The 2,704-nt window shown below is 33.7% G+C and carries 2 protein-coding genes; one reads left to right on the top strand and one right to left on the bottom strand.

Going from position 1 to position 2,704, the window contains the following annotated elements; all coding sequences use genetic code 11:
* Positions 1–567: 567 nt before the first annotated feature.
* A complete protein-coding gene (locus GXX20_10930) occupies positions 568–1,095 on the top strand; it encodes a GNAT family N-acetyltransferase (GenBank protein HHW32165.1) in 528 nt (175 codons plus the stop codon).
* A gap of 227 nt (positions 1,096–1,322) precedes the next feature.
* Here the strand turns inward: GXX20_10930 and GXX20_10925 are convergent.
* A protein-coding gene (locus GXX20_10925) for an IS3 family transposase (protein ID HHW32164.1) occupies positions 1,323–2,557 on the bottom strand; the annotation gives its coding sequence in 2 pieces (ribosomal slippage) (positions 1,323–2,281 and positions 2,281–2,557; 1,236 coding nt in all).
* Positions 2,558–2,704 lie beyond the last annotated feature (147 nt).

The raw sequence follows: 2,704 nt of genomic DNA, 5'->3' as shown, positions 1-2,704 counted from the left end.
TCCTGCGTAGATATGTTCCCGTGAACAGCGATTTTTCAAAAATGTCCGAAAAACTCATTGACATGTTCCCGTAAACGTAAGGTTCAAAAAATTAGCCCAAGACATCAATCCAAGCGGCTCGTTCCATATTGAGAATGCAGTGAGGTTGGAGATGGTGTAAGCTTTGATTTTACTGGATTTACTGGATTACATCCAAGTTGTTTACTCGATCTAAAGGGGCAATTTGCATATAAACAAACTTGGTGTGATGAAATCGTGCTAAGAATTTAATAATAATTGCAATTGGATTGCTTTTGTAGGATTATATTTGTAGAATTAACTTAAGAGAGCTATTAAGAAGTTGAGCGGTGCAATATGTTGAATTTGGAGGTCTTATGGAAACTTATCGCATTCATGTTAAACACGTCAACTGTTATATAGTAAAAATAAATGACTTTTACATTGCAATAGATGTCGGTTGGCCGGGTTGCATCCAGTTGAGAAGATGATTTTTAGTTTATATTTGCATGTAAGTAATAAAATACGTGTCTGCTTTTACGGTAGAGTTTTGGAAAGGATCATAAAAGAATGAAAATTACTTTCAGAGAATGTGTAATGGATGACCTAGTGACACTTCGTGAATTATCTTGCAAGACATACAGTGATACTTTTGGTCCCATGAATATACTATCCAATATGAAAGCTTACATAGAAAAAGCTTATAATCTTGAAAAGTTACGAAATGAATTATCAAATAACAATTCGAAATTTTATTTTCTTTATGCAGATGAAAAATTATCAGGTTATCTAAAATTAAATGAATATAAGGCGCAAACCGACATCTATGATCCACAATCTTTAGAAATAGAAAGAATATATGTATTAAAGGAATTTCAAGGGAAAGGTTTGGGTAGTTTCCTAATTAAAAAGGCAATTGCAATTGCAAATACACGTAAAAAATCATATATATGGCTTGGCGTATGGGAAAGAAACCAAAAAGCTATTTTGTTTTACAAAAAGTATGGATTTTATGTAATAGGTAAACATTCTTTTTTTATGGGTGAAGAAGAGCAAACTGATTTTATAATGCGTAAAGATTTAATGTTTTCAATTTGAAATATGATTTACATGTGTTACGTTTCGGTTTGACCCCCCGTTATTGGAGATTATCTGCGTAGAACTCTCTCTACTATAGAAATTCATTATTTTATATTCTTAACTCAACCCTTTAAGGAGTTTAGCCGTCTTCCTCATGTTGTCAAGGGCAAGGGTTAAAACCTGCTTCCCACCCTTGACACCATTCGTCAGCCAGACTGAGGTATTCTTAGGGTTGGTTAAGAGTTTTATGCAACTATCTCTAAAGGTGCTTTTGTATCATTGCTTAACCATAGTTTGTAAAATTTATTAGGTGCCATATTTTTAATACTACCATGCCTGCGTCTGTTATTGTAATAATCCATATAATCGGTTATTACTTCATACACATGGGCGAAACTCTTAAATAAATACCGGATATAGCATTGATCCTCTAGGATAGAGTGAAATGATTCTATATAAGCATTTAAATTTGGTGATTTTACAGGTATTCGTTCATGATCTAATCTCCATTTATTGCAGGTATTTTCAAATTCTTTAGCAATAAACTGTGGGCCGTTGTCAGTTCTTATTACAGGTAGTTTATCACCAGGTTTAAAACCTCGTTTTTTTAGAGCAGTTTCTATCACTCTACTGGCATCTTTCGCTGTTGCACTCAGACCTAAATGATAATCTATTATTGCTCTATCAAAAACATCTATTACTGATAATTGAAAGAAAAATTGCTTTGTATCTATTATGTAACCATATTTGATATCCATTTGCCAAAGCTGATTTGAACCAGTTACCTTCTCGCGCTTTGCTAGTTTTCTCGGGCGATTGGGATATGTTTTTCTCTGTGGACGCAATATATCAAGTTCTTTACATAACCTATATACTTTCTTGTGGTTAATTACTAGACTGTAATCTTCCTGCAAGCAAACAGTGAGCTTTTTATATCCATAAGGATAGCCATCACCCGCTATAAGCTCACAAAGGTACTCTTTAACCATTTCATCGTATATTTTATTACCTTTTTGATCATAAGTATAACTTGTAATCTTGCGTCCTGGTTTATTTCGTTGCCTCTTATCCTCAATATTTTTTCGAATTCTCTCAATAGAGTGATAGTAGGTGGATGAAGATAATCCGACAAAGCTAAGGACGATAGTTGCACTGTATCCTTTTTTGATCCACCTTTGAGCAATAGCTGCCTTGTCGGCTATCGAGGGTTTGCTAAATCCCTCAGCTCTCTTAAAATTGATAATTCAAGCTCTTTCTCAGCTATTAGGCGCTTTAACCTGTCATTTTCTGTACTTACTTCTTTAAGATTTTTTTCCATTGTTCTATACCTTGTTTCTTTAGCTTTAGGTAGAGCTACTACAGAACCAGTTTGTCGTTTTTTCCTGAGCCAGGTATATATTGTGCTAGGCGCTATTTCATGCCTGCGAGCTACTAGTGCAATATTATTAGTTTCCTGTGTCTTCTTTATTATTTGTTCAATAAATTCAACACTATATTGTTTGTTAGTGTAAAATTACTTTGGGAAAAAACCAAAAAATAAAAGATAAGAGTATCTCTCCTGTGATATCATGTAATTTATGAAGAACCACAATAATCACAGAAAAGGAGATACTCTTATGGAACTAAT

The sequence above is a fragment of the Clostridiaceae bacterium genome, assembly GCA_012840395.1.
In the GTDB taxonomy this organism is placed as follows: Bacteria; Bacillota; Clostridia; order Acetivibrionales; family DULL01; genus DULL01.
This window is presented reverse-complemented; position numbering and strand designations above follow the sequence as displayed.